The sequence below is a fragment of the Streptomyces sp. NPDC055815 genome, assembly GCF_053616475.1.
Genome location: NZ_JBSHDU010000030.1, coordinates 24852 through 49850, shown reverse-complemented (window position 1 = coordinate 49850; position 24999 = coordinate 24852). Strand labels below are relative to the sequence as shown.

At 71.7% G+C, this 24999-nt stretch carries 24 protein-coding genes and 1 pseudogene; 15 read left to right on the top strand and 10 right to left on the bottom strand.

What is annotated here, in order from left to right:
• Window positions 1-262: 262 nt before the first annotated feature.
• The 7 genes from ACWGN5_RS20295 to ACWGN5_RS20265 all read left to right on the top strand — a co-directional run bounded on the left by ACWGN5_RS20295 (window position 263) and on the right by ACWGN5_RS20265 (window position 7126).
• Window positions 263-1135, top strand: coding sequence for a helix-turn-helix domain-containing protein (locus ACWGN5_RS20295; RefSeq protein WP_453516968.1), 873 nt, complete (start codon window positions 263-265; stop codon window positions 1133-1135).
• Window positions 1136-1197: 62 nt separating this feature from the next.
• Window positions 1198-2655, top strand: coding sequence for an aldehyde dehydrogenase family protein (locus ACWGN5_RS20290; protein ID WP_453516965.1), 1458 nt, complete (start codon window positions 1198-1200; stop codon window positions 2653-2655).
• An 84-nt stretch (window positions 2656-2739) separates the two neighbouring features.
• Window positions 2740-3282: a DinB family protein gene (locus ACWGN5_RS20285; RefSeq protein ID WP_453516962.1), complete on the top strand. Its 543-nt coding sequence runs from the start codon at window positions 2740-2742 to the stop codon at window positions 3280-3282.
• Window positions 3283-3337: 55 nt separating this feature from the next.
• Window positions 3338-3952 (top strand): PadR family transcriptional regulator, encoded by a 615-nt coding sequence (locus tag ACWGN5_RS20280; RefSeq protein WP_453516959.1) that lies wholly within the window; start codon window positions 3338-3340, stop codon window positions 3950-3952.
• Between the two features lie 90 nt (window positions 3953-4042).
• Window positions 4043-4993 carry an ATP-binding cassette domain-containing protein gene (locus tag ACWGN5_RS20275; RefSeq protein ID WP_453516956.1) on the top strand — a complete coding sequence of 317 codons (951 nt, stop codon included), beginning with the start codon at window positions 4043-4045 and terminating at the stop codon, window positions 4991-4993.
• The gene (locus ACWGN5_RS20270) at window positions 4990-5754 is read left to right on the top strand and encodes an ABC transporter permease (RefSeq protein ID WP_453516953.1); all 765 of its coding nucleotides are present in this window, start codon (window positions 4990-4992) and stop codon (window positions 5752-5754) included. Before ACWGN5_RS20275 ends, ACWGN5_RS20270 begins: the two co-directional genes overlap by 4 nt.
• Window positions 5755-6064: 310 nt before the next feature.
• A complete protein-coding gene (locus ACWGN5_RS20265) occupies window positions 6065-7126 on the top strand; it encodes an exo-alpha-sialidase (RefSeq protein WP_453516950.1) in 1062 nt (353 codons plus the stop codon).
• A 36-nt stretch (window positions 7127-7162) separates the two neighbouring features.
• On the opposite strand, the gene ACWGN5_RS20260 is transcribed toward ACWGN5_RS20265, so the two are convergent.
• Window positions 7163-8437, bottom strand: a complete 1275-nt coding sequence (locus ACWGN5_RS20260) for an ion channel protein (RefSeq protein WP_453516947.1) — start codon at window positions 8435-8437, stop codon at window positions 7163-7165.
• A 146-nt stretch (window positions 8438-8583) separates the two neighbouring features.
• Between ACWGN5_RS20260 and ACWGN5_RS20255 the strand changes: the two genes are divergently transcribed.
• Window positions 8584-9378: a MerR family transcriptional regulator gene (locus ACWGN5_RS20255; RefSeq protein WP_453516944.1), complete on the top strand. Its 795-nt coding sequence runs from the start codon at window positions 8584-8586 to the stop codon at window positions 9376-9378.
• A 3-nt stretch (window positions 9379-9381) separates the two neighbouring features.
• Here the strand turns inward: ACWGN5_RS20255 and ACWGN5_RS20250 are convergent.
• Window positions 9382-9519 (bottom strand): annotated as a pseudogene (locus ACWGN5_RS20250) (heavy metal-binding domain-containing protein); the annotation flags it as partial.
• 179 nt (window positions 9520-9698) lie between these two features.
• Between ACWGN5_RS20250 and ACWGN5_RS20245 the strand changes: the two are divergent.
• A complete protein-coding gene (locus ACWGN5_RS20245) occupies window positions 9699-10400 on the top strand; it encodes a DedA family protein (protein ID WP_453516941.1) in 702 nt (233 codons plus the stop codon).
• Between the two features lie 9 nt (window positions 10401-10409).
• On the opposite strand, the gene ACWGN5_RS20240 is transcribed toward ACWGN5_RS20245, so the two are convergent.
• Together ACWGN5_RS20240 and ACWGN5_RS20235 are read right to left on the bottom strand one after the other, a co-directional pair.
• Window positions 10410-12062: a threonine/serine exporter family protein gene (locus ACWGN5_RS20240; RefSeq protein WP_453517096.1), complete on the bottom strand. Its 1653-nt coding sequence runs from the start codon at window positions 12060-12062 to the stop codon at window positions 10410-10412.
• A gap of 141 nt (window positions 12063-12203) precedes the next feature.
• The gene (locus ACWGN5_RS20235; RefSeq protein WP_123453014.1) at window positions 12204-12695 is read right to left on the bottom strand and encodes an inorganic diphosphatase; all 492 of its coding nucleotides are present in this window, start codon (window positions 12693-12695) and stop codon (window positions 12204-12206) included.
• A gap of 102 nt (window positions 12696-12797) precedes the next feature.
• On the opposite strand from ACWGN5_RS20235, the gene dacB reads away from it, so the two are divergent.
• The 6 genes from dacB to folE all read left to right on the top strand — a co-directional run bounded on the left by dacB (window position 12798) and on the right by folE (window position 20080).
• A complete protein-coding gene (gene dacB, locus ACWGN5_RS20230; protein ID WP_453516938.1) occupies window positions 12798-14195 on the top strand; it encodes a D-alanyl-D-alanine carboxypeptidase/D-alanyl-D-alanine endopeptidase in 1398 nt (465 codons plus the stop codon).
• Window positions 14196-14254: 59 nt separating this feature from the next.
• Window positions 14255-15394, top strand: a complete 1140-nt coding sequence (locus ACWGN5_RS20225) for a zinc-dependent metalloprotease (protein WP_453516935.1) — start codon at window positions 14255-14257, stop codon at window positions 15392-15394.
• Window positions 15395-15603: 209 nt separating this feature from the next.
• On the top strand, window positions 15604-16602 hold the full coding sequence (gene tilS / locus ACWGN5_RS20220) for a tRNA lysidine(34) synthetase TilS (RefSeq protein WP_453516932.1): 999 nt from the start codon (window positions 15604-15606) through the stop codon (window positions 16600-16602).
• A gap of 41 nt (window positions 16603-16643) precedes the next feature.
• The gene (gene hpt / locus ACWGN5_RS20215; RefSeq protein ID WP_030219931.1) at window positions 16644-17183 is read left to right on the top strand and encodes a hypoxanthine phosphoribosyltransferase; all 540 of its coding nucleotides are present in this window, start codon (window positions 16644-16646) and stop codon (window positions 17181-17183) included.
• Window positions 17184-17354: 171 nt separating this feature from the next.
• On the top strand, window positions 17355-19373 hold the full coding sequence (gene ftsH, locus ACWGN5_RS20210) for an ATP-dependent zinc metalloprotease FtsH (protein WP_453516929.1): 2019 nt from the start codon (window positions 17355-17357) through the stop codon (window positions 19371-19373).
• A 101-nt stretch (window positions 19374-19474) separates the two neighbouring features.
• Window positions 19475-20080: a GTP cyclohydrolase I FolE gene (gene folE / locus ACWGN5_RS20205; protein ID WP_362661033.1), complete on the top strand. Its 606-nt coding sequence runs from the start codon at window positions 19475-19477 to the stop codon at window positions 20078-20080.
• Window positions 20081-20101: 21 nt separating this feature from the next.
• Here folE and ACWGN5_RS20200 read toward each other — a convergent pair whose 3' ends face one another.
• From ACWGN5_RS20200 to ACWGN5_RS20175, 6 genes are all read right to left on the bottom strand, one after another.
• Complete coding sequence (locus ACWGN5_RS20200) at window positions 20102-20584, bottom strand: DUF3180 domain-containing protein (protein WP_453516926.1); 483 nt, start codon at window positions 20582-20584, stop codon at window positions 20102-20104.
• 49 nt (window positions 20585-20633) lie between these two features.
• Window positions 20634-21233, bottom strand: a complete 600-nt coding sequence (folK, locus tag ACWGN5_RS20195) for a 2-amino-4-hydroxy-6-hydroxymethyldihydropteridine diphosphokinase (protein WP_453516923.1) — start codon at window positions 21231-21233, stop codon at window positions 20634-20636.
• Entirely contained in the window at window positions 21230-21589 is a 360-nt protein-coding gene (folB, locus tag ACWGN5_RS20190) for a dihydroneopterin aldolase (RefSeq protein ID WP_116160313.1), read from the bottom strand. The genes folK and folB overlap by 4 nt, the downstream gene beginning before the upstream one ends.
• Window positions 21590-21710: 121 nt before the next feature.
• Window positions 21711-22199, bottom strand: a complete 489-nt coding sequence (locus ACWGN5_RS20185; protein WP_453516920.1) for a nuclear transport factor 2 family protein — start codon at window positions 22197-22199, stop codon at window positions 21711-21713.
• Window positions 22196-23056: a dihydropteroate synthase gene (folP, locus tag ACWGN5_RS20180; RefSeq protein WP_453516918.1), complete on the bottom strand. Its 861-nt coding sequence runs from the start codon at window positions 23054-23056 to the stop codon at window positions 22196-22198. Before folP ends, ACWGN5_RS20185 begins: the two co-directional genes overlap by 4 nt.
• 28 nt (window positions 23057-23084) lie before the next feature.
• Entirely contained in the window at window positions 23085-24920 is a 1836-nt protein-coding gene (locus ACWGN5_RS20175; protein WP_453516916.1) for a phosphatidylglycerol lysyltransferase domain-containing protein, read from the bottom strand.
• Window positions 24921-24999: the final 79 nt, after the last annotated feature.

Sequence of the window (24999 nt, the reverse complement as noted above, 5' to 3'; positions counted from 1 at the left end):
GGTTCCGAATGCGTGCACTGGATGCAAGGGCAGATGCACGTGCACGCGCCGGACCTGTCCGTCCACGTGCCGAATCTGTGCATAAGTCGTCCACACGATGAGGGGAACTTCCCCGGATCCGCACGCACTGTGCCCGCGATGTAAGCGTGGATGCCCGGAACTCGCCGCCTTTCCGTAATCGAATGTGTACGCGCTGAAGCGTTTGATGGCAGAATCCGGGGCTCGACGGGGGCTCGACACCGTAAAGGGGAGGCGAAGAGCCGTGACCGCAGGCGAATCGAGCGGAGCGAGCGGGAGCGTGGTGCGGCGCATCCTGCTGGGCTCCCAGCTGAGGCGGCTGCGCGAGTCGCGCGGGATCACCCGTGAGGCTGCCGGTTATTCGATCCGTGCGTCCGAATCCAAGATCAGCCGTATGGAGTTGGGACGGGTGAGCTTCAAGGCCAGGGACGTCGAGGATCTGCTCACCCTCTACGGGGTCGGGGACGAGGCCGAGCGCGGCGCGCTCCTCGGACTCGCCCGCGAGGCCAATGTCGCCGGCTGGTGGCACAGCTTCGGCGACGTGCTGCCCGGCTGGTTCCAGACGTACATCGGTCTGGAAGGCGCCGCCTCCCTCATCCGCGTCTACGAAGTCCAGTTCGTTCACGGCCTGTTGCAGACCGAGGCGTACGCTCACGCCGTCGTCACCCGCGGCATGCCCGACGCCCCGCGCGCCGAGATCGACCGCCGCGTCGCCCTGCGTCTTGAGCGCCAGAAGGTCCTCGTCTCCGAGCGCGCCCCGCAGTTCCACGCCGTCCTCGACGAGGCCGCGCTGCGCCGCCCCTACGGCGACCGGTCGGTCATGCAGGGGCAGTTGAGGCATCTCATCGAGATCTCCGAACACCCGGGCGTCACGCTCCAGATCATGCCCTTCAGCTTCGGCGGTCATGCCGGCGAGAGCGGCGCCTTCACGATGCTGAGCTTCCCCGAGTCCGACCTCTCCGACATCGTCTACCTCGAACAGCTCACCAGCGCCCTCTACCTCGACAAGCGCGAGGAGGTCGCCCAGTACCAGCGGGTGATGGAGAAGCTCCAGAAGGACGGTCCGGATCCGGCCGAAAGCCGGGACCTTCTCCGAGGTCTCCTTCAACTCTCCTGATACATCAGTACGATGACGCCACATCAGTCGCACTGCAGGTAGCGGGTAGAGGGGTCTCAACCATGTCGCACTTCACCGACCTGGCCCACCAGTACATCGACGGCGAGTGGAAGCCCGGCAGCGGTTCGTGGGACATCATCGACTTCAACCCGTACACGGGGGAGAAGCTGGCGTCGATCACCGTCGCCACCGCCGATGAGGTCGACCGCGCCTACCGCGCCGCCGAGCGCGCCCAGACCGCGTGGGCCGAGACCAACCCGTACACGCGCCGGCTCGTCTTCGAGCGCGCCCTGCGGATCATCGAGGACCGCGAGGAGGAGATCGCCGAGACGATCGTCGCCGAGCTCGGCGGCACCCGTCTCAAGGCGGGCTTCGAGCTCCACCTCGCCAAGGAGTTCCTGCGCGAGGCGATCCAGCTGGCGCTGCGCCCCGAGGGCCGCATCCTGCCCTCCCCGGTCGACGGCAAGGAGAACCGCGTCTACCGCGTCCCGGTCGGCGTCGTCGGCGTCATCTCCCCCTTCAACTTCCCCTTCCTCCTCTCGATCAAGTCGGTCGCGCCCGCGCTCGCGCTCGGCAACGCCGTCGTCCTCAAGCCGCACCAGAACACCCCGATCTGCGGCGGCACGCTGGTCGCGAAGGTCCTGGAGGAGGCCGGTCTGCCGGCCGGCCTGCTGAACGTCGTCGTCACCGACATCGCCGAGATCGGCGACGCGCTCCTGACCCACCCGGTCCCGAAGGTCATCTCCTTCACCGGCTCCGACAAGGTCGGCCGCCACGTCGCCACGGTCTGCGCGCAGAACTTCAAGCACGCCGTCCTCGAACTCGGCGGCAACAGCGCCCTGATCGTCCTCGACGACGCCGACGTCGACTACGCGGTGGACGCGGCCGTCTTCAGCCGCTTCGTGCACCAGGGCCAGGTCTGCATGGCCGCCAACCGCATCCTGGTGGACCGCCGCCTCGAGGAGGAGTTCACCGAGAAGTTCGTGGCGAAGGTGAAGACCCTGCGCGTCGGCGACCCCGCCGACCCCGCCACCCACATCGGCCCCCTCATCAACTCCCAGCAGGCGGAGGCCGTCTCCTCGGTCGTCGACCAGACCGTGGCCGCCGGCGCGACGGCGCTCCTGCACGGCACGGTCGAGGGCAACCTCGTCTCCCCGTCCGTCCTCACCGGCATCGCCGCCGACGCCCCGGTCCTCAGCCAGGAGATCTTCGGCCCGGTCGCGCTGATCGTCCCCTTCGACGGCGAGGAGGAGGCCGTACGGATCGCCAACGACACCCCGTACGGGCTCAGCGGCGCCGTCCACACCGGGGACGTCGAGCGGGGCGTACGGGTCGCCAAGCGCATCCACACCGGCATGATCCACATCAACGACGGCACCGTGCACGACGAGCCGATCGTCCCCTTCGGCGGCGAGAAGCACTCGGGCGTCGGTCGGCTCAACGGCGAGGCGATGGTGGAGACCTTCACCACCCAGAAGTGGATCTCGATCCAGCACGGCCGGAGCCGCTTCCCGTTCTGATCCGCGTTGCGGACAGTACCTGTCCGCAAGGGTCCGTAGCGTGGTTCCTGTCGAAGAAAGCCACAGCTACGTAAGGCGGACACCATGGTTGCCCTTGTTCCCGCGGAGGCCCCCGGCGACGAGCGCGGTGCGTTCCTCAACTTCGTCGAGGCGCAGCGCGCCGCGCTCCGCCGCTCGCTCCTCGGGCTCACCGAGGAGCAGGCGGCGAGCCGCCCGAGCGCCAGCGAGCTCAGCCTCTCCGGGCTGGTCAAGCACGTCGCCGAGGTGGAGCTGACCTGGCTGCGGCTGGCGCAGGAGCGGCCGAACGAGCGGCAGCGCACGCAGGAGACCTGGGGCGAGGCCTTCCGGCTCGTGGACGCGGAGACGATCCCCGACGTCCTCGCGTTCTGGGAGGACGTGGCGAAGCAGACCGAGGCCTTCGTCCGCTCGGCTCCCAGCCTGGACGACACCTTCCCGCTGCCGCCCGCGCCCTGGTTCCCGAAGGACGGGCGGGTCTCGGTCCGCTGGATGCTGCTGCACCTGGTCCAGGAGATGGGGCGGCACGCGGGCCACGCGGACATCGTCCGCGAGTCCCTGGACGGGAAGGGTTCCTTCGACCTGATCGCCGAGGAGAACGGCGTCGCCTAGTCGGGACACCGCTGGTTCCCGGCCCGTCTTAGTCAAGGTTGACTAACATCGGGGCATGTCAGCGATCCGTCTTCTCGTCCTGGGCGCGGTCAAGCAGCACGGCCGCGCCCACGGCTACCAGGTGCGCAACGACCTGGAGTACTGGGGCGCCCACGAGTGGTCCCACGCCAAGCCCGGCTCGATCTACCACGCGCTGAAGCAGATGGCGAAGCAGGGACTGCTGCACGCGCACGAGGTCGCGCCGAGCGCCGTCGGCGGGCCGCCGCGCGTGGAGTACGAGCTGACGGAGCGCGGTGCGGAGGAGTACTTCGCGCTGCTGCGCGAGGCGCTGACCACGTACGACCAGAAGATGGACGTCCTGTCGGCGGCCATCGGCTTCATGGTGGACCTGCCCCGCGAGGAGGCCGCGGAGCTGCTGCGCCGGCGGGTGGCGGCGCTCGACGAGTGGCGGGCGGCGGTCACGGACTACTACACGCCGGAGGGCGGCCCGGAGCAGCTCGGGCACATCGGCGAGATCATGCACATGTGGGTCCACTCGGCGGACGCGGGCAAGGAGTGGACGCTCGGCCTGATCGAGCGGATCGAGGGCGGGGCGTACGTGTTCGCGGGCGAGGGGGACCCGTTCGTGGGGGTTCTCGCGGAGGGCCAGGAGAACCCGTACGCGAGCTAATCAAGTTTGATTAATGACCCGGAAGGGCATACCGTCCTCCGTCGGCGACTGCTAGTCAAGTTTGACTAAGGTCTTTCGGGAGGAAAACGGATGGCATCGGAAGCGGTCCTCGTCGAGGGCGCGCGCAAGCGGTACGGGGAGAAGAGCGCCCTAGACGGGCTCGACCTCGCCGTCGGACGGGGGACCGTCCACGGCCTGCTCGGTCCCAACGGCGCGGGCAAGACCACGACCGTACGGATCCTGGCCACCCTGCTGCGGCACGACGAGGGCCTGGTGCGCGTCGCGGGCCACGACGTACGGACCGGGGCCCGCGAGGTACGGCGGCGGATCGGGCTCCTCGGCCAGCACGCCGCCCTCGACGAGGAGCTCGGCGGCCGGCAGAACCTGGAGATGTTCGGCCGGCTCCACCACCTGGGCGCATGGCGCGCCGCCGCACGGGCCGGCGAGCTCCTGGAGCGCTTCGGCCTCGGGGACACCGGCCGCAAGCCCGTCCGGCAGTACAGCGGCGGCATGCGACGGCGGCTCGACCTGGCGGCCTCGCTGATCACCGAGCCCGAGGTGCTCTTCCTCGACGAGCCGACGACCGGACTCGACCCACGCGGGCGCATGGAGGTCTGGGACTCGGTGCGCTCCCTCGTCGGCGGGGGCACGACCGTGCTGCTCACCACGCAGTACCTGGAGGAGGCCGACCGGCTGGCCGACCGGATCTCGGTCGTGGACCGGGGGAGGGTCGTCGCCGACGGCACGCCCGACCGGCTCAAGGCGCGCGTGGGGGCCGATCGCCTCGACGTGGTCGTCCGGGACGCGGCACGGCTCGACGAGGCGGCCGGACTGCTGCCCGTGCCACGGGCGGAGGTGGGCGTGGACGCCGACCGGCGGCGGCTCAGCGCACCGGTCACGGACCGGATGGCCGCACTGGCCGAAACCGTGCGGGCGTTCGGCGCGGCCGGCATCGAGGCGGAGGACATCGCCCTGCGGCGGCCGACGCTGGACGAGGTGTTCCTGCATCTGACCGCGCGGGCCGGGGAGGTGGCGGCATGAGCGCCGCGTACGTGGTGAGCGACTGCTGGACCATGACCCGGCGCGAACTCGCCCACTGGGCGCGGCAGCCGGTGCAGGTCCTGGTCGGTCTCGTGTTCCCGGTGATGATGCTGCTGATGTTCGGCTACCTGGTCGGCGGCGGACGGACCGTCGACGGCGACTACGTCGACTACCTGGTGCCCGGGATGCTCACCCTGACCATGGTCTTCGGCCTCGAAGGCACGATGACGGCCGTGACGCGGGACCTGGACAGGGGAGTGATCGACCGGTTCCGGTCCCTGCCCATGGCCGACGGGGCGGTGCTCGTGGGGCGGGCGGCCGCCGACATGCTCCAGTCGACGGTGGGGCTGCTCGTGATGGTCGGCGTGGGGTACGCGATCGGCTGGCGGGCGGAGGGCGGCCCCGGGGCGACCCTGGGGGCGCTGGGGCTGCTGCTCCTGCTGCGCTTCGCGATGCTGTGGATCGGGATCTTCCTGGCCCTGGTCGCGGGGCGGGCGGAGCTGGTGCAGGCCGTGCAGATCCTGGTCTGGCCGGTGGGCTTCCTCTCCAACGCCTTCGCCTCGCCGGACTCGATGCCGGGCTGGCTCGGGGCGGTCGTGGAGTGGAACCCGATGTCGGCGACCGCGACGGCGGTGCGCGAGCTCTTCGGCAATCCGGGCGGCGAGCCGGGGCACGTCACGGCGGCGGTGGTGTGGCCGCTGGTGCTGCTGGGGCTCTTCTTCCCCCTGGCGGTACGGAAGTTCGGGCGGCTCGGAAAGTAGCGGCGCGGAGGTGGGAACCCGGGGGCGGCGAGCGGTGTATGGAAAGCAGCGGTTCACCGCGGACCGCCCGAGGGGCAAGGGGGATCGAGCGATGCGCAGGCTCGCGGGAGCGGCCGGCGCCGTCGTGGCGCTGGTGTTGGCGGTACTGAGCGGATGTACGGGGTCGGGGTCGGGGACGGGACCATCCGGGTCGGGGACGGATCGGGCGGCTTCGGGTTCGCCGGGCTCGGGGTCGGGCTCTGGCTCGGGTTCTGGCTCTGGCTCGGGCCCGACGGGTGCCGGCTCGGGTGTCTTCGGGGCGCCGCCCCGGATGCCGTCCGGGGCGGGGCTGCCCGGCTGGGCGCACGGTCTGGGGTTCGCGCGGGACGGCAGCGGGTTCGCGCTGCTGGCCGAGTGCGTGAGCGAGCCGGCGGCGCCGGGGAGCGGCTTCTGCCGGCAGCACGTGGCCGTGCGGGACGCCGGGGTGGAGGAGTGGGTGCTGCGGCGCTCCCCGCTGCCCGAGATACAGGGGGACGAGGGGGTCTCGGCGAACCTGCTGGTGCTGGGGCCGGGCCGGGCGCTGGTGGAGGAGGGCGCCGTGGGGCCGGGCGGGCGGACGTGGTTCACCCGGGACGGCGGCCGGAGTTGGCGGGCGGGTGACCGGCGCACGGTCGGCACGGTTCCGGAGATACCCGTCGGGGCCGTGCTCACCACCGACTGCGCCGCCCCGGCCGGGGCCCTGCCCGACGCGTGTGAGCGGGAGCGGCTCGTGGTGGTCTCGCCGCAGGACGGTCGGCGCCGGGCTCTCGCCCGGGGGCCGCTGCTTGGCGCGCATCCCCGGCCGGCGGAGCAGCCGGAGCCCGACGGGTCCTGGTGGGTCTCGGGCACGGACCCGCTCTCCGGCAGTCCGGCGGTCGCCGTCTCGCGGGACGGGGGCCGTGGCTGGACGGTGGCTCGGCTGCCGAGCGCGGCGAAGGGGCCCGGGTGGTACACGGCGGTGGCGGTGGGTCAGGACGCGGTGTACGCGGCGGAGATGGGGGAGCTGACGGGCGGTGATCCCGTGAAGAACGGGATGCGGGCGCTGCATCGTTCGGTGGACGGGGGCAGGAACTGGAGCCGGGTGTGGACCACGGGGCCGGTCGAGGAGCCCCGGACGCTGATGGGGCTGCCGGTGCCGGGGCCCGGGGGCCGGGTGGAGATCGCCGGGGAGCTGTCGGGGTACGGGAGCGCGGACGGCGGCCGCACCTTCGTGGACCGGAAGGACGGCACGCACTTCGTCCGCCGGACCCCGCTGGGCCTGCTGCGCGAGGGGTCCCGCTGTCGGTACGCGCTGACGGCGGACGGGGTGCGGTGGTCGGAGTTCCGGCTCGCCTGCGGGGACGAGGAGTCCTGAGGCGCGGGGTCTGCGCGGCGGGCGGGGCGGCGGGGGTCAGCGCAGGGAGTGGCCCTCGTGGTCGAGTTCGAGCATCGGGCGGCCGGTGACGATGAGCCAGGCCGGGAGGGAGGCGAGGCAGAGCACGGCGAGCATCGCCGGGGAGGAGGCGAGGACGGCGCCGGTGAAGAGGCTGATCCAGCCCTGCCGGGTGGTGGCGAGCAGGATGCCGAGGACGGCGGCGGAGACGGCGACGGCCGGCGGGATCTCGGGGACGAGGGCCTGTGCGGACAGGCCGAAGGCGGCGCCGATGAAGACGGCGGGGAAGATCCGGCCTCCCGGGAACCCGCAGGAGGAGGCGACGAGCAGGGCGAGGATCTTGACCAGGGCCATCTTCATCAGCTCGCCCGACGACCAGCTGCCGATGCCGGCGGTGAGGTCCTTGGTCTCGGTCAGGCCCTTGAAGAGGGTCAGGTGGCCGCCGAGGGCGCCCAGGAGGCCGAGGGTGAGGCCGCCCAGCGGAAGCATCACGAGGGGGTGCCGAAGGCGCCGGAAGGCGCCGTGGACGTAGGGGAAGAGGTAGCAGGCGACGAGGCCGAGGACGGCCGCGAGGGAGGCGATGACCATCGCGGCGAGGAGGTCGCCGAAGCCGGGGTCGTCCAGTGGCGGGAGTCCGACGTCGAAGCTGGGCGAGGCGAGGAGCTGGGTGGTCAGCGCGCCGGTGCCCGCGGCGACGAGCGGGGCGAAGAGCCTGTCCCAGAGGGAGCCGGGTCCCGGCTGGTGGGTCAGGGCCTCGGAGAGCACGAGGGCGGCCGCCACCGGCGTGCCGAAGAGGGCGCCGATGGTGGCGGCCGAGGCGAGGGCGACCCAGGCGGCGCCGGGCACGGCGGGCGCCGCCTTGCGGCCGAGCCAGTAGAAGAGGGCGATGTTGGAGGCGATGATCGGGTACTCGGGGCCGAGGCTGACGCCGCCGGCCAGGACGAACGTGGTCGCGAGCAGCAGTCCCGGCACCACGCCCGGGGGCTGGGCCGGTCCGCCCAGCCCTCCTTCCGCCGGGTCCGGTCCGGCGTGTCCGGGGATCTTCCACACGATGAGGCCCACGACGATGCCCGTCGCCGTGAGCATGGTGATCATCCAGAGGGAGGAGTAGTTCCCGATGCCGAGCGCGTCCGGCAGGTTGTTCCAGAGCACGTGCTGGAACTCCTCGGCGAGGGTGCTGATGCCGAGGAACAGCAGGCTCGCCCCGACGCCGATGACGAGGGCGGGGAGGAGCTGGGGGAGGAGGAGCCGGGCGGACGCCTCCGGGGGAGGCGGAGCATGATCGGTGGCCACCGACCCACCATAAGTGAGCAAATGCCGCAGAACATCCCGAGCGCGCCGGTGCGGGGCCGGGGCAACGCCCGCGCCGGGACTTGCACCTCACGTCGCGTCAGGACCCAGGCTGAACGGCGTACCGACAGAGAAAGGGCGGACGGCCGATGGGCTACTCCGTGGGACAGGTGGCCGGCTTCGCCGGGGTCACGGTGCGCACCCTGCACCACTACGACGCGATCGGGCTGCTCTCGCCGAGCGGCCGCAGTACGGCGGGGCACCGCCGCTACGACGACGCGGACCTCGACCGGCTCCAGCAGATCCTGTTCTACCGGGAGCTCGGCTTCCCCCTCGAAGAGGTCGCCGCCCTCCTCGACGACCCGCACGCCGATCCGCAGGAGCACCTGCGGCGGCAGCACACGCTGCTGACCGCGCGGATCGGCGAGCTCCAGAGGATGGCGGCGGCCGTCGAGCACGCCATGGAGGCGAAGAAGATGGGCATCAACCTCACCCCCGAGGAGAAGTTCGAGGTGTTCGGGGAGAAGGACCCCGAACGGTTCGCGGAGGAGACCGCCCGCCGCTGGGGCGGCTCCCTCCCCCTACGCCCTGGAGGGCGTGGGGGGACCCCCACCCACGAGCAGGCCCAGGCGCGTGCCGCCGGGTACGGCAAGGAGGAGTGGCAGCGGATGAAGGACGAGGTGGACGCCTGGGGCGCCGCCTACGCCGCCCTCATGGCCGGCGCCGCGGACCCCGGGTCCGAGGCGGCGATGGACCTCGCCGAGGCCCACCGCCGTCACCTCACCACCTGGTTCTTCGAGTGCCACCCGAGGACCCATGTGGAGCTCGCCGAGATGTACGTCGCCGACGAGAACTTCCACGCGTTCTACGAGGCGATCCACCCGGGCCTCCCCGAGCACCTGAGGGAGGCGGTCCGGGCGAACGCCGCACGTCAGGCGGGGTGACCCTCAGGCGCGCGGCCCGATCACCACCGCCGTGCCGTAGGCGCACACCTCCGTGCCCACGTCCGCCGCTTCCGTCACGTCGAAGCGGAACATGAGCACGGCGTTCGCGCCGCGCGCCCTGGCCTGCTCCACCAGGCGTTCCGGGGGCGGCCAGGGGCCGCACCCCATCGGAATGCACCTCCTGACCCCCCGAGCCTCGGGCCGAGGGGCCGGGTCCGCATCCCGTGGGGGCCGGGTGGAACCGGGGGCTTCCCGCCCGCGTTGATAGCTTGGGGCCAGCCGTCCCCCGAACCCCCACCGACCGCAGGAGCCCGGAACCCGTGAACACGCTTGCCCTCGGACCGAGCTGGCTGGACCCGGACTATCTGATCCAGACCTTCGGTCTGATCGGTGTCCTGGTCATCGTCTTCGCCGAGTCCGGCCTCCTCATCGGGTTCTTCCTGCCCGGCGACTCACTGCTCTTCACCACCGGCCTGCTCGTCACCACGAACAAGCTGGACACGCCGCTGTGGCTGGTGTGCACCCTGGTGGTGGCCGCCGCCGTCATCGGCGACCAGGTCGGCTATCTCTTCGGCCGCAAGGTCGGGCCGTCCCTCTTCAAGCGCCCCGACTCCAAGCTCTTCAAGCAGGAGAACGTCGAGAAGGCGCACGAGTTCTTCGAGAAGCACGGCCCGAAGTCGCTGATCCTGGCCCGCTTCGTCCCGATCGTCCGGACGTTCACGCCGATCATCGCGGGCGTCAGCAAGATGAACTACCGCTCGTTCATCACGTTCAACGTCATCGGCGGCGTGCTGTGGGGCGCGGGCGTGACCCTGCTCGGCGCCTCCCTCGGCAAGGTCGAGTTCGTCCACAAGCACATCGAGATGATCCTCATCGGGATTGTCCTGATCTCCGTGATCCCGGTCGTGATCGAGCTCCTCCGGGCCCGTTCCCAGGCGAAGAAGAACCCGCCGCACAGCGACCACGACGCCCCCGGCACCCCGAACCCGGGCTCGCCCCGCGGCCGCCACGCCAAGCGGTAGGAACCGGCCCTAGAAACCCCGGGTGCGCTTCGCCGCGCGCCGCGCCGCCGCCGCGCCCGGGGCCTGCATGAAGAGGCGGGCCAGCTCGCTCCCCAGGTTCACGCCGATCGCGATCGCCAGGGCGAGCGCCGCCGCCTTCGCGAGCGAGGCGAAGCCCTGGTCCAGATTGTTCTGGGCGATCGCGAGCACCCCGAAGTACGTCGCGGAACCGGGCAGCAGCGGACCGATCGCCGCCGTCACGTACGGCAGCGACGAGGTGTGGTGATAGCGGGCGATCAGCTGCCCGAAGAGGCCCACCAGACCGGCCGCCACCGCGGTCGCCATCACCGTTGAACCATCGGCGGTCACCGCGATCGACGCGTAGATCACCCACGCCACCCCGCCGTTCAGCGTCGCGAACAGCACCGTCCCCCGCGACTGCTGCAACAGGATCGCGAAGGTCGCGCACAGCACCATCGACGCCAGGATCTGCGTCACCGGCCGCTCCACCGCCTGCAGCGCCCCCTCCGGGTTCAGCTGCGCGTCGAACTGCACCGCGATGTACAGCACCGACAGCACGCCCACCACGATCGCGACGAAGAAGTACGCGACCTCCAGGAGCCGGGCCGAGGCCGTGATGTAGAAGCCGGTCAGACCGTCCTGGACGGCCGCGACGAGCGCCCGCCCCGGAATCAGCGCGAACAGGCCACCGGTGATCACCGCCGACGGACGCAGGTCCGCGTGCAGCATCGTCAGGAGCACACCCATCGCCGCCGGCGGCATCGCCGCCACCAGGAACTGGTAGAACTCCGGCATCCCGCGCCCCGCGAACAGCCACGCGAGCCGGTCGCCGAGGACCGCGCCGAGCGCCGCCACGAAGAAGACCGTCGGACCGCCGCCGAGCAGCACCGACGCCGCACCGGCCAGGACGCCCGCCGCCGCCGTCAGGACCCAGCCCGGGTAGGGGTGCCGGTTCCGCCGGATCTCCGCGAGCCGCCGGTACGCCTCCTCCGGCGTCACCTCGTGCGCCTGCGCGTTGATGTCCGAGAGCAGCTGGTAGACGGCCGCGAGCCGCGTGTAGTCCGTGCCCCGGCGCCGTACCGTCCGGTTCGCCGTGATCGGGTCGTCCACCAGCGAGGGCTGGTAGGTGACGGACAACAGGGTGAACGTCACCGTCGGCTCGACCCGGTCGAGACCGTACGAACGGCAGATCGCGAACATCGCCGCCTCGACGTCCTCCGCGGCCTCCCCGCCCGCGAGCAGCAGCTCGCCGATGCGGAGGGTCAGGTCGAGCACGCGCGGCACCGAGGGCCCGGACTCGTCCTCCTTGCGCGGCGCCTCCGGCACCGGCCGCTCACCCACCGGCAGCCGGAGCATCGTCCGCATCCGGTCCTGCCACGGAGCGTCCTGCGGGAGCCGCACCAGCGGCACCCCGTACGCCGGGGTGAACGCGGGCGGCGAGCTCTTGGCCGAGTACGTGGCCGGCGGGGCGAACGCCGAACCCTCCGGCTCCTGCGGCGGCTCCGGCAGCAGACCGGGCGGAAGCGCGAACTCGGAGGTCGCGTGCTCCTCCTCGGGCGGCACGGGCTGCTCCACCCCGGCCGGCGGCACGAACGCGCTCCGCGCCTCGTCCGACTGCGGCTTCCGGTCCTCAGGAGCACCGTCCTCCGGCTCCGCCACCACGCCCTCCGCCCTCACGCCCGGGGAATCCTGGATTCCAGTATGAAGGTGCGACAGACGTACGAAAGGCGGTGCACCCCAAGAGGTGCACCGCCTTCACACGATCGCGAGATCAAGCCCTCACGCGATCAGAGGGGCAGGGGCTCAGTGGCCGCCCTGCTCCTTGGCGCGCGCGAAAGACTTCTCGATCTCGGCCTCGGCCTCGGCGCGGCCGACCCAGTCGGCGCCCTCGACGGACTTGCCCGGCTCCAGGTCCTTGTAGACCTCGAAGAAGTGCTGGATCTCCAGGCGGTCGAACTCGGCCACGTGGTGGATGTCGCGCAGGTGCTCCATGCGCGGGTCCGTCGCCGGGACGCACAGCAGCTTGTCGTCGCCGCCGGCCTCGTCCGTCATGCGGAACATGCCGATGGCGCGGCACTTGATCAGGCAGCCCGGGAAGGTCGGCTCGTCGAGGATCACGAGCGCGTCCAGCGGGTCGCCGTCCTCGCCGAGGGTGTTCTCGACGTAGCCGTAGTCGGTCGGGTAGGCCGTCGACGTGAAGAGGCGACGGTCCAGGCGGATGCGACCGGTCTCGTGGTCGACCTCGTACTTGTTCCGCGATCCCTTCGGGATCTCGATGAGAACGTCGAACTCCACGGGTGGCTCCTCCTGAATCAACACAAGTGAATGCTCGCGACGACGCGCGGTGATTAAGTGTCCCTCACGCACGTGTGTGATCGCGAAAGGGGCTGGTCAGCAATGCCGGAGCCGAGGACGTGGCAGTTCACGGCGGGCTCCGCCGCCCTCGGTCTCGTCCTGGCCGCAGCGGCGGTCACCGCCGCCGGACCATGGGACGGAGGCCAGCGTACGGCCGAGCGGGCCCGCGCCGCCGCCCCCACGACGGGTGGCACACGTCACGCCCCTGCCCCGGCCCCCGCCGCACCCCGCCGCCCCGCGCCCGCCCCCAGCGCCCCGAGCGTCCTCACCGCCCTGCACGCCCCGGCCCCCCAGGGCCGCGCCGCCGACCTCGCCGCCCTCCTCGTCCCGCTCCTCGCCGACCCCGGCCTCGGCCCGCTCCGTACCGCCTCCGTCGTCGACACCGCCACCGGCAGGCAGCTCTACGGCGAGGGCGCGAGCACCCCCATGACCCCCGCCTCCACCGTCAAGGTCGCCACCGCCGCGGCCGCGCTCTCCGCCCTCGGCCCCGACCACCGCATCCCCACCACCGTCACCGCCTCCCCCGACGGCGGGTCCGTCACCCTCACCGGCGGCGGCGACCCCACCCTCGACCGGGCCCGCCTCAAGGCCCTCGCCGCCGACACCGCCCGCGCCCTCAAGGCCCGCGGCCGCACCTCCGTACGCCTCGCCCACGACACGAGCCTCTACAAGGGCCCCGCCCTCCACCCCATCGGCCCCAACGAGAACCTCGCCCCCGTCGTCGCCCTCATGACCCGCGAAGGACGCCTCGACGACAGCCACAGCGGCCCCGCCCCCCGCACCGCCGACCCGGCCGGCGACACCGCCACCGCCTTCGCCGACCTCCTCACCGAGGCCGGGATCAAGGTCACCGGCGAGCCCGCCCCCGGCCGCACCTCCAAGGCCGCCCCCCTCGCCCGTACGTACTCCGCCCCCCTCGCCGACCTCGTCGAGCGGACCCTCACGAACAGCGACAACGACCTCGCCGAGGCCCTCGCCCGGCAGACCGCCCTCGCCCGCAAGCAGCCCGCGAGCTTCCAGGGCGCCGAGAAGGCCGTACGCGACGAGCTCGCCCGGCTCGGTGTCCCCGTCGCCGGCGCCCGCTTCGCGGACGGCAGCGGACTCGACCGACGCGACCGCGTCTCCGCCGCCCTCCTCACCGGACTCCTCACCCGGGCGGCCGACCCCGCCCGCCCCGCCCTGCGCCCGCTCCTCACCGGACTGCCCGTCGGCGGCTTCACCGGCACCCTCGCCGGCCGCTTCGACACCGCCCCCGCCGGCGCCGGACTCGTCCGCGCCAAGACCGGCACCCTCACGGGCGTCAACACGCTCGCCGGGACCGTCGTCACCCCCGACGGACGCCTCCTCGCCTTCGCGTTCCTCGCCGGCCGCACCCCTTCTCCGTACGAGGCGCAGCCCGCCCTCGACCGGCTCTCCGCCGCACTCGCGGGCCGGAAGTGAGCCCACACGCCCCGCTTCGAACCCTCACCGAACAGGCGTCGAGCCCGTACGGTTGACGCATGACGAGCATCGGTGGCGCAGGCACATCCGGGATGGTCGACTGGAACCTCGCGGTCGCGACCGCGACCCGCCTCGTGCGGCCCGGACCCGAAGTCAGCCGCGACGAGGCCCGCGAGGTCGTCGCCGAACTCCGCAGGCACGCCAAGGCGTCCGAGGAACACGTCCGCGCCTACACCCGGATGATCCCCGAGGGCACCGAACCGCACGACACCCCCGTCCTCGTCGTCGACCGCGCCGGCTGGATCAAGGCCAACGTCGCCGGCTTCCGCGAACTCCTCACCCCGCTCCTCGGCAAGATGCAGGAACGCCGCTCCGGCAACCCCGGCAGCGCCGTCCTCGGCGCCGTCGGCGGCAAGGTCACCGGCGTCGAACTCGGGATGCTGCTGTCCTTCCTCGCCTCCCGCATCCTCGGCCAGTACGAGACCTTCGCCCCCGCCACCCGCGACCTCCCCGCCGGTGCGAACGGCGGCGGACGCCTCCTCCTCGTCGCCCCCAACATCGTCCACGTCGAACGCGAACTCGACGTCTCCCCGCACGACTTCCGGCTCTGGGTCTGCCTCCACGAGGAGACCCACCGCACCCAGTTCACCGCCGTCCCCTGGCTCCGCGACCACCTCCAGGGCGAGATCCAGTCGTTCCTCGCCGCCACCGACGTCGACCCCGGCACCGTCGTCGAACGCCTCCGCGAAGCCGCCCAGACCCTCGCCAGCGGCCGCCCCGAGGGCGAGGAGGGCGAACCCGCCCCCTCCCTCGTCGAACTCGTCCAGACCCCCGAGCAGCGCGAGATCCTCGGCCGCCTCACCGCCGTCATGTCGCTCCTCGAAGGCCACGCCGACTACGTCATGGACGGCGTCGGACCCCAGGTCGTCCCCTCCGTCGCCGAGATCCGCGAGAAGTTCCAGGCCCGCCGCGCCCGCGGCGCCTCCCGCCTCGACCTCGCCCTGCGCCGGCTCCTCGGCCTCGACGCCAAGCTCCGCCAGTACCGCGACGGCGAGCGCTTCGTCCGCGCCGTCGTCGACCAGGTCGGCATGGACGGCTTCAACCGCGTCTGGACCTCACCCAACACGCTCCCCACCAAGAGCGAGATCGCCGCCCCCGCCGACTGGATCGCGAGGGTGCACCGTAAGGCAGACTCCTGAGACAGGAGCGGCACACGACACAGGAACACCTCGGAACACCCCACCAATCACCCATCCGAGGGACCCTGGGCATGGGGTGAGGCGTGCAATGCTCGGGTAACGGCCGGGTTTCTGTCACCATCGACGCACTCTGAGTGACCGAACCCCCCTTTCCGACCGTTAAGACTCCGACCGAGGCACCCCACCCCCATTCACGAAGGGCACCGGACATGGGTCCCCATCCTGCGGTCGCGGCGATACGCCTGGCGGTCCGCCGCGTACTCCACGACGTCCTCACCGAACACACCACCGGCGACGCACCGCTGGTGCTCGTCGCCTGCTCCGGAGGCGCCGACTCCATGGCGCTCGCCTCCGCCCTCGCCTTCGAGGCCCGCAAACTCCCCGTACGCGCCGGCGGCATCACCGTCGACCACGGCCTCCAGGACGGCTCCGACACCCGGGCCGCCGAGGTCGTCGGACGCATGACCGCCCTCGGACTCGCCCCCGTCGAGTCCGTCACGGTCACCGTCGGCCGCGAAGGAGGGCCCGAGGCCGCCGCCCGCGACGCCCGGTACGCCGCCCTCGACGCCGCCGCCGAACGCCACGGCGCCACCGCGGTCCTCCTCGGCCACACCCGCGACGACCAGGCCGAGACCGTCCTCCTCGGGCTCGCCCGCGGCTCCGGCATCCGCTCCCTCTCCGGCATGGCCGCCGTCTCCGGCACCTCCGGCCGCTACCGGCGCCCCTTCCTCCAGCTCGACCGCCAGACCGTCCGCAAGGCCTGCATCGCCCAGGAACTCGCCGTCTGGGACGACCCGCACAACAGCGACCCCGCCTACACCCGCTCCCGCCTCCGCCACGAAGGCCTCCCCGCCCTCGAGAAGGCCCTCGGCAAGGGCGTCGTCGAAGCCCTCGCCCGTACGGCCCAGCTCTCCCGCGACGACGCCGACGCCCTCGACACCTGGGCCGCCGACGCCGAGACCGCCGTACGAGACGAGGCGGGCGCCCTCGAATGCGCCAAGCTCTTCGGGCTGCCCCCCGCCGTACGCCGCCGAGTCCTGCGCCGCGCCGTCATCGCCGAGGGCGCCCCCGCCGGCTCCCTCTTCGCCCGCCACATCGAAGAAGTCGACCGGCTCATCACCGGATGGCGCGGCCAAGGGGCCATCAACCTGCCCGGCCGCGTCGAAGCGCGCCGTCAGGGTGGCAGACTGGTCATCCGGCAAGGCTGACGCACGCTGCAACGAAAGTGACCCGGGTGAACGAGAAGGACATGGGCACCGACCTCCAGTCGGTGCTCATCACCAAGGAAGAGATCGACGCCAAGCTGGCAGAGCTGGCCGCGAAGATCGACGCGGAATACGCGGGCAAGGACCTGCTCATCGTCGGCGTCCTCAAGGGCGCGGTGATGGTGATGGCGGATCTGGCTCGCGCCCTGTCCACCCCCGTCACCATGGACTGGATGGCCGTCTCCTCCTACGGCGCCGGCACCCAGTCCTCCGGCGTCGTCCGGATCCTCAAGGACCTCGACACCGACATCAAGGGCAAGCACGTCCTGATCGTCGAGGACATCATCGACTCCGGCCTGACCCTGTCCTGGCTGCTGTCGAACCTCGGCTCCCGCGAGCCCGCCTCCCTCGAGGTGTGCACCCTCCTGCGCAAGCCGGAGGCCGCGAAGGTCGCCATCGACGTCAAGTGGATCGGCTTCGACATCCCCAACGAGTTCGTCGTGGGCTACGGCCTCGACTACGCCGAGAAGTACCGGAACCTGCCGTTCGTCGGCACGCTCGCCCCGCACGTCTACGGCGGCTGAGACTCCGGCCTCACGGGGAACCCGCACCGCCTTCCCTCCGTTGAACCACGGGAAGGCGGTCGCGGGCGACGATGCTGAGGTACCGTCCGAAGAACAGCTTTTTCACACAGCAGCTCTCACAGCAGCATTTTCCTACGGGCAGGAGGGACGGGGCGTACTCGCTCCGTATGGATGGACGTGAAGCGATACTTCCGTGGGCCGGTCATGTGGATCGTGCTGGCCGTCCTCGCCGTGGTCGTGCTGATGCAGGTCGTCGGCTCGTCCGAGGGCTACAAGACGGTGGACACCGGCCAGGTCGTCCAGGCGATCGACAAGAACCAGGTCAAGCAGGCAAAGCTCACCACCGGTGACGAGCAGATCATCAAGATCGAGCTCGTCGACGGCCAGAAGATCGACAAGAGCAGCAAGGTCCAGGCCAGCTACATCGGCACCCAGGGCGCGGACCTCGCCGACAAGCTCCAGGAGAAGTTCGAGGCCGGGCAGATCGAGAAGGGCTACACCGTCTCCCCGACGAAGCAGTCGCCCTTCGTCTCGATCCTGCTCTCGCTCCTCCCCTTCGTCCTCATCGTGGTCGTCTTCCTCTTCCTGATGAACCAGATGCAGGGCGGCGGCTCCCGCGTCATGCAGTTCGGCAAGTCCAAGGCGAAGCTCATCACCAAGGACACGCCGAAGACCACGTTCGCCGACGTCGCCGGCTCGGACGAGGCCGTCGAGGAACTCCACGAGATCAAGGAGTTCCTCCAGGAGCCCGCGAAGTTCCAGGCCGTCGGCGCCAAGATCCCCAAGGGCGTCCTGCTCTACGGTCCGCCCGGAACCGGCAAGACGCTCCTCGCGCGCGCCGTCGCCGGCGAGGCCGGCGTGCCGTTCTACTCGATCTCCGGCTCCGACTTCGTCGAGATGTTCGTCGGCGTCGGCGCCTCCCGGGTCCGCGACCTCTTCGAGCAGGCCAAGGCCAACGCTCCCGCGATCGTCTTCGTCGACGAGATCGACGCCGTCGGACGCCACCGCGGCGCCGGCCTCGGCGGCGGCCACGACGAGCGCGAGCAGACCCTCAACCAGCTCCTCGTCGAGATGGACGGCTTCGACGTGAAGGGCGGCGTCATCCTGATCGCCGCCACGAACCGCCCCGACATCCTCGACCCGGCGCTCCTGCGCCCCGGCCGTTTCGACCGGCAGATCGCCGTCGACCGCCCGGACATGCAGGGCCGTCTGGAGATCCTCAAGGTCCACCAGAAGGGCAAGCCGGTCGCCCCGGACGTCGACCTCGGCGCCGTCGCCCGTCGCACCCCCGGCTTCACCGGCGCGGACCTCTCCAACGTCCTCAACGAGGCGGCGCTCCTCACCGCCCGCAGCGACCAGAAGCTGATCGACAACAAGGCTCTGGACGAGGCGATCGACCGTGTGGTCGCGGGCCCGCAGAAGCGGACCCGGATCATGTCGGACAAGGAGAAGAAGATCACCGCGTACCACGAGGGCGGCCACGCCCTGGTCGCGGCGGCCTCGCCGAACTCCGACCCCGTCCACAAGATCACCATCCTGTCCCGCGGCCGTGCCCTGGGCTACACGATGGTCCTGCCGGACGAGGACAAGTACTCGACCACGCGCAACGAGATGCTCGACCAGCTGGCGTACATGCTGGGCGGCCGCGCGGCCGAGGAGCTCGTCTTCCACGACCCGACCACGGGCGCGGCGAACGACATCGAGAAGGCCACCGCCACCGCCCGCGCGATGGTCACCCAGTACGGCATGACGGAGCGGCTCGGCGCCATCAAGTTCGGCGGCGACAACACCGAACCCTTCCTCGGCCGTGAGATGGCGCACCAGCGCGACTACTCGGAAGAGGTCGCGGCGCTGGTCGACGAAGAGGTCAAGAAGCTCATCGAGACCGCGCACAACGAGGCCTGGGAGATCCTGGTCGAGAACCGCGACGTCCTCGACAACCTGGTCCTCGCCCTCCTGGAGAAGGAGACGCTGGGCAAGGAGGAGATCGCCGAGATCTTCGCCCCCATCGTCAAGCGCCCGGCCCGCCCGGCCTGGACGGGCTCGGCCCGCCGCACCCCGTCCACGCGTCCGCCGGTCCTCTCCCCCAAGGAGCTGGCCCTGACGAACAGCGCGAACGGCACGGCGGCCCCGGCGGTGGACACCACGAAGGGCATCGACATCGCCCCGGTGGACACCCCCGAGGACTGACCGCTCGGGCACCCCGGAATGGAAGCCGCGCCCCCACAGGTTCTAGCCTGTGGGGGCGCGGCTCTTTCGCGCGCACACAGTCAGACGGAACGAGGCACAGGATGACCGACCCGGTGACGCTGGACGGCGAGGGCACGATCGGCGAGTTCGACGAGAAGCGCGCCGAGAACGCCGTACGGGAGCTCCTCATCGCGGTCGGCGAGGACCCGGACCGCGAGGGACTGCGCGAGACGCCGGCGCGGGTGGCGCGGGCGTACAAGGAGATATTCGCGGGCCTCTGGCAGCAGCCGGAGGACGTCCTCACGACCACGTTCGACCTGGGCCACGACGAGATGGTGCTGGTCAAGGACATCGAGGTGTACTCGACCTGCGAGCACCACCTCGTGCCGTTCCGCGGGGTGGCCCACGTCGGGTACATCCCGTCCACCTCGGGCAAGATCACGGGCCTGTCGAAGCTGGCCCGGCTGGTGGACGTCTACGCCCGCCGCCCCCAGGTCCAGGAGCGGCTCACCACCCAGGTGGCGGACTCGCTGATGGAGATCCTTGAGCCGCGCGGCGTCATCGTGGTCTTCGAGTGCGAGCACATGTGCATGTCGATGCGGGGCATCCGCAAGCCCGGCGCGAAGACCATCACCTCGGCCGTCCGCGGCCAGCTGCGTGACCCCGCGACCCGCGCCGAGGCGATGAGCCTCATCATGGCGCGCTGAGCCGCACGACGGAGCGGTACCTCAGGCCCGGGCCTTGCCCGGGCCTTCGTCGTCGTCCTCCGGGAGCTTGCAGACCCGCTCCAGGAAGAGGGCGGCGGCGATGACGGCGATGCCCGCCACGACCGAGAAGGCCGCGTAGAGGGCCTGGTCGCGGCGGGCGGGGACGTCGAGGGAGCCGAGGAGGAAGACGCCCGTGCCGCCGTACATGCCGGCGACGAGGGCGGCGACCAGGGCGCTCGCCTGGCCGAAGACCACCGCGCGGGCCGCCATCAGGGGTTCGACGCCCTTGGCGCCGGGTCGGCGCTCGCGCTGGGCCTTGAGGCGGGCGCGGATCGAGAGGGCGGTCGCGGTGAGGACGACGGCGATCACGGCGAGGACGATGGGTGCCGCGATCGGCACGCTGGGGAGGGTGCCGACCGCGTCCCAGAGCCGGGCGGCTCCCCAGGAGAGGATGCCGGCCACGAGGAACAGTCCGGTGAGCACCTTCAGCCGCAGTTGTTTCACCGGATGTCCTTCGTGTCGTCGCTGGGGCGGTCTGGCACGAGCGTAACGACTACTCCGGGAGACGGAGTTCCAGGTCGGCACGGGGAGTGACGCCTTCGCGGCCGAGGGCGGCGAGGAGGTCGGCGACCGCGCCGTGGCCGGGGAGCTGGGCGTCGGGGTCGACGTCGTGCCAGGGGGCGAGGACGAAGGCGCGCTGGTGGGCGCGGGGGTGCGGGAGGGTGAGGACGGGGTCCTCGGAGATCACGTCCGCGTAGGCGACGATGTCGACGTCGATGGTGCGGGCGCCCCAGCGCTCCTCGCGGACGCGGTGGAAGGCCTCCTCGACGGCGTGGGCCCGCTCCAGGAGGGAGGAGGGCGGCAGCGTCGTCTTCACGAGGGCGACGGCGTTCAGGTACGAGGGCTGGGTGCCGGGCTCGACGCCCCAGGGGGCCGTCTCGTAGACGGGGGAGACGGCTTTGACCCGGAGGCCGGGGGTGTCGCCGAGGGCGTCGACGGCGCCCTGGAGGGTCTCCAGGCGGTTGCCGAGGTTGGCGCCGAGGGCGAGGACGGCCCAGCGGGGGTTGGAGAGGGTGGTGTCGGCGGCGTCGACGGTCTCGACGACGGAGGCCGGCACGGGCTGGACGGTGGGGTCGCTCTGCGTCGGCTTCATCGTCGGCTCCGGGTGATCGTGATGGTCACGTCGTCGAAGGGCACGGTGATCGGCGCGTCCGGCTTGTGGACGACGACCTCCACCTCTTGTACCCCGGCGTGGCTGAGGCACTGCTGGGCGATGCGCTCGGCGAGGGTTTCGATGAGGTCGACGGGCTCGCCCTGGACGACGTCGACGACCTCTTCGGCGACGATGCCGTAGTGCACGGTCTTCGTGAGGTCGTCCTCGGCGGCCGCCGGGCGGGTGTCCAGGCCGAGGACCAGGTCCACGATGAAGGTCTGACCCTCCTCGCGCTCCTTGGGGAAGACGCCGTGGTGGCCCCGGGCCTTGAGGCCGCGCAGCGCGACACGATCCACGCGAATCACTCCTGCTGTCGTAGTTCGGGTGGCCACGCAGCCGGGTGCGGACGGCCGGGTGTCCACTTCGAATCTACCTGCGGGGACCGACAGCGCTTGCCCTTGGGGGGCCGGAGGCGGGTCAGGCGGGTGGATTCGAAGCCTCGGGGCCGTCCTCGGGACCGCCCGTTTCCTCGGTGTCTCCCAGGACGGGGGAGGCGTGGTGGGACCAGATCCGCCAGCCCGCGGATGTGCGGCGGAACACATTGGTGGCGACGACGAGCTGGCCCACGAGGGGGCCGAGCTCGGCGCCGTCCTCGGCGGGGCCGCCGCTGAGGATGTTCTCGGTGCAGGTGACGAGGGCGGTGTCGCCGGCGAGGGAGATCCGCAGGTCGGTGAGGAAGAACTGGATGTAGTCGGTGTTCGCCATGATCAGGGCGTACGAGCGGAGCACCTCGCCGCGGCCGGTGAGGACGGGCCAGCCGGGGTGGACGCAGGTGATGGGGGTGGCCCCGTCGTCGAGCCAGAGTCCGGACAGCCTCTCGAAGTCGCCGGTCTCCATGGCCTCGTAGAAGGCGGTGTTGGCGGCTTCGACGGCTGCCTCGTCGGTGCCGCGGTCCGTGCGGCTCACGCGGCTCCCTCGACGGCCCTGGCGACCCGTACGGCGTCGGCGGTGGCCCGTACCTCGTGGACGCGGACGGCCCACGCGCCCGTGTGGGCGGCGATGGCGGAGACGGCGGCGGTGGCGGCGTCGCGCTCGCGGGCGGGGGGCGGGGTGGCGCCTTCCCGGGTGAGGACGTGGCCGAGGAACCGCTTGCGGGAGGCGGCGACGAGGAGGGGGCGGCCGAGGGCGCGGAGTTCGGGGAGGTGGGCGACGAGGGCCAGGTCGTGGGGGGCGAGCTTGGCGAAGCCGAGGCCGGGGTCGATGACGATCCGTTCGGGGGCGATGCCGCCGTCGACGACGGCCTCCATGCGGGTGCGGAGTTCGGTGACGACTTCGCCGACGACGTCGTCGTACACGGCGAGGCTGTTCATGTTCTCGCTGAAGCCGCGCCAGTGCATGACGACGAAGGGGACCTCGGCGGCGGCGACGGCGGGGACCATGCCGGGGTCGGCGAGGCCGCCGCTGACGTCGTTGACGAGGACGGCGCCGGCTTCGACGGCGCGGGCGGCGACGGTGGCGCGCATGGTGTCGACGGAGACGGTGACGCCTTCGGCGGCGAGGCCGCGGACGACGGGGATGACGCGGCGGAGCTCTTCGTCCTCGTCGACGCGGGTGGCGCCGGGGCGGGTGGACTCGCCGCCGACGTCGACGAGGTCGGCGCCCTCGGCGACCAGGTCGAGGCCGTGTTTGACGGCGGCCGTGGTGTCGAACCAGCGGCCGCCGTCGGAGAAGGAGTCGGGGGTCACGTTGACCACGCCCATGACCGCGCAGCGGTCCCACTCCGGCAGGCCCCGGGCCGTGCCCCGGTCGATCGTCGTACTCATGTGTCCAGCGTAGGGCCCAGGGGCGATATCAGGCCGCGCGGACCTCGCGGTCGGCCGTCTGGGTGGGGACGATGTGGGTGCAGGGGCGGGGGGCAGGGGCGGGGCGCCTGCGGGGGAAGGGTCGGGGCAGGGCGAGGTTCACGAAGCCTTCGGCCTGCATGGCGGCGAAGCCGATGCGGGGGAGGTCGCGGCTCTTGCGGTAGACGACGAAGCGGGGTTCCCAGCGTGGCCGGAACTTGGCGTTGAACTTGTAGAGCGACTCGATCTGGAACCAGCGGGAGAGGAAGACGAGGAGGCCGCGCCAGATCCGCAGGACGGGTCCCGCGCCGATCTTCTCGCCGCGGGCGAGGGCGGCGCGGAACATGGCGAAGTTGAGGGACACGCGCGTGATGCCGAGGCCGGGGGAGGCCTGGAGGGCGGCGACGATGAGGAGTTCGTTCATGCCGGGGTCGGCGGAGCGGTCGCGGCGCATGAGTTCGAGGGACATGCCGTCGGGGCCCCAGGGCACGAAGTGGATGATCGCCTTGAGGTCGCCGTAGGGCGAGGTGTCGTCGTCCTTGTGGGCGGTCGCTATGACGGCGTCGCCGTCGCCGGGGGCGCCGATGCGGCCGAGGGCCATGGAGAAGCCGCGTTCGGTGTCGGTGCCGCGCCAGTCGGCGGCGGCGCGGCGGACGCGTTCGAGTTCCTCGTCGTCGAGGTCACGGACCCGGCGGACCTGCGTGGTGTAACCGTTGCGTTCGATCCGCTTGACCATCTGCCGGACGTTGCGCATGGCCCGGCCGGAGAGGGAGAAATCCGCGACGTCGACCACCGCCTCGTCGCCGAGTTCGAGGGCGTCGAGGCCGGTCTCGCGGGTCCAGACCTGGCCGCCGGTCTCGGAGCAGCCCATGACGGCGGGGGTCCAGGAGTGGGCCTTGGCCTCGTCCATGAAGCGTTCGATGGCGCCGGGCCAGGCTTCGACGTCGCCGATGGGGTCGCCGCTGGCGAGCATGACGCCGGAGACGACGCGGTAGCAGACGGCGGCCTTGCCGCTGGGGGAGAAGACGACGCCCTTGTCGCGGCGGAGGGCGAAGTGGCCGAGGGAGTCGCGGCCGCCGTGCTGGGTGAGGAGGGCGCGGAGCCGGGTCTCGTCGTCGTCGGTGAGCCGGGCGGCCGGGTGTTCGGGGCGGAAGGCCAGGTAGATGGTGGTGAGGGCGGTGAGCATGCCGAGGGCGCCGAGGGAGTAGCCGACGGTCCAGTCGACGCCGTTGGTGTAGCCGACGGGGCCTTCGAAGCCGAGGAGTCCGTACAGGACGTGTTCGAGGCGGTCGGCGAGGCTGGGGCTGCCGACGACCCGGCGGGGGTGGGCGCTGACGATGACGAGGCCGAGGGCGATGGATCCGGCGCCCATGACGACGAAGTTGGCGAGGGCCCGCCAGCGGCTGCGGGGGTCGGGGAGGGCGGCGAACTCGTCCCGGTGCCGTACGAGGAGGGTGAGGAGGACGAGGGAGAGGAGGGCGCCGAGGACGGAGTGGCGCCAGACGAACTGGGCGGCGGCGCCGAGGGGCAGGAGGACGACGGCGGCGCGCCAGGCGCGGCGCTTGTTCCTCTTGAGGCCGTGGGCGAGGAGCAGGAGGAGGACGCCGGCGCTCAGGGAGAGGGCGGCGGAGAGGGGGCCGAGGGTGCCGGGGAGGACTTCGGCGACGGCGTGCATGCGGCTCGCGCGGAAGCGGGGGAAGACCCCGGCGGCGATGTCGATGAGGCCGATGAGGGTGCAGGCCGTGCCGACGAGGGCCGGGACCTTCTCGGGACGGGGGCCGCGGAGAATCCGTCGCACCCGAACCGGAACCAATCCCGATTTGTCCCCATCTACCGTGACAGACATGGCTTCCTGTACTTCCCGTGGTCCTGCGCAGGGTCTTTGACTCCGGTCGGGCCCCGCGGCGCGTTCGGCGGGCCGTTCC

Excerpts from the sequence above, each read along its gene's own strand:
- ACWGN5_RS20290 (WP_453516965.1), top strand. The coding sequence starts at position 1,198 with ATGTCGCACTTCACCGACCTGGCCCACCAGTACATCGACGGCGAGTGG.
- ACWGN5_RS20285 (WP_453516962.1), top strand. The coding sequence starts at position 2,740 with ATGGTTGCCCTTGTTCCCGCGGAGGCCCCCGGCGACGAGCGCGGTGCG.
- ACWGN5_RS20280 (WP_453516959.1), top strand. The coding sequence starts at position 3,338 with ATGTCAGCGATCCGTCTTCTCGTCCTGGGCGCGGTCAAGCAGCACGGC.
- ACWGN5_RS20275 (WP_453516956.1), top strand. The coding sequence starts at position 4,043 with ATGGCATCGGAAGCGGTCCTCGTCGAGGGCGCGCGCAAGCGGTACGGG.
- ACWGN5_RS20270 (WP_453516953.1), top strand. The coding sequence starts at position 4,990 with ATGAGCGCCGCGTACGTGGTGAGCGACTGCTGGACCATGACCCGGCGC.
- ACWGN5_RS20265 (WP_453516950.1), top strand. The coding sequence starts at position 6,065 with ATGCCGTCCGGGGCGGGGCTGCCCGGCTGGGCGCACGGTCTGGGGTTC.
- ACWGN5_RS20255 (WP_453516944.1), top strand. The coding sequence starts at position 8,584 with ATGGGCTACTCCGTGGGACAGGTGGCCGGCTTCGCCGGGGTCACGGTG.
- dacB (WP_453516938.1), top strand. The coding sequence starts at position 12,798 with ATGCCGGAGCCGAGGACGTGGCAGTTCACGGCGGGCTCCGCCGCCCTC.
- ACWGN5_RS20225 (WP_453516935.1), top strand. The coding sequence starts at position 14,255 with ATGACGAGCATCGGTGGCGCAGGCACATCCGGGATGGTCGACTGGAAC.
- tilS (WP_453516932.1), top strand. The coding sequence starts at position 15,604 with ATGGGTCCCCATCCTGCGGTCGCGGCGATACGCCTGGCGGTCCGCCGC.
- hpt (WP_030219931.1), top strand. The coding sequence starts at position 16,644 with ATGGGCACCGACCTCCAGTCGGTGCTCATCACCAAGGAAGAGATCGAC.
- ftsH (WP_453516929.1), top strand. The coding sequence starts at position 17,355 with ATGGACGTGAAGCGATACTTCCGTGGGCCGGTCATGTGGATCGTGCTG.
- folE (WP_362661033.1), top strand. The coding sequence starts at position 19,475 with ATGACCGACCCGGTGACGCTGGACGGCGAGGGCACGATCGGCGAGTTC.
- folK (WP_453516923.1), bottom strand. The coding sequence starts at position 21,233 with ATGAAGCCGACGCAGAGCGACCCCACCGTCCAGCCCGTGCCGGCCTCC.
- folP (WP_453516918.1), bottom strand. The coding sequence starts at position 23,056 with ATGAGTACGACGATCGACCGGGGCACGGCCCGGGGCCTGCCGGAGTGG.
- ACWGN5_RS20175 (WP_453516916.1), bottom strand. The coding sequence starts at position 24,920 with ATGTCTGTCACGGTAGATGGGGACAAATCGGGATTGGTTCCGGTTCGG.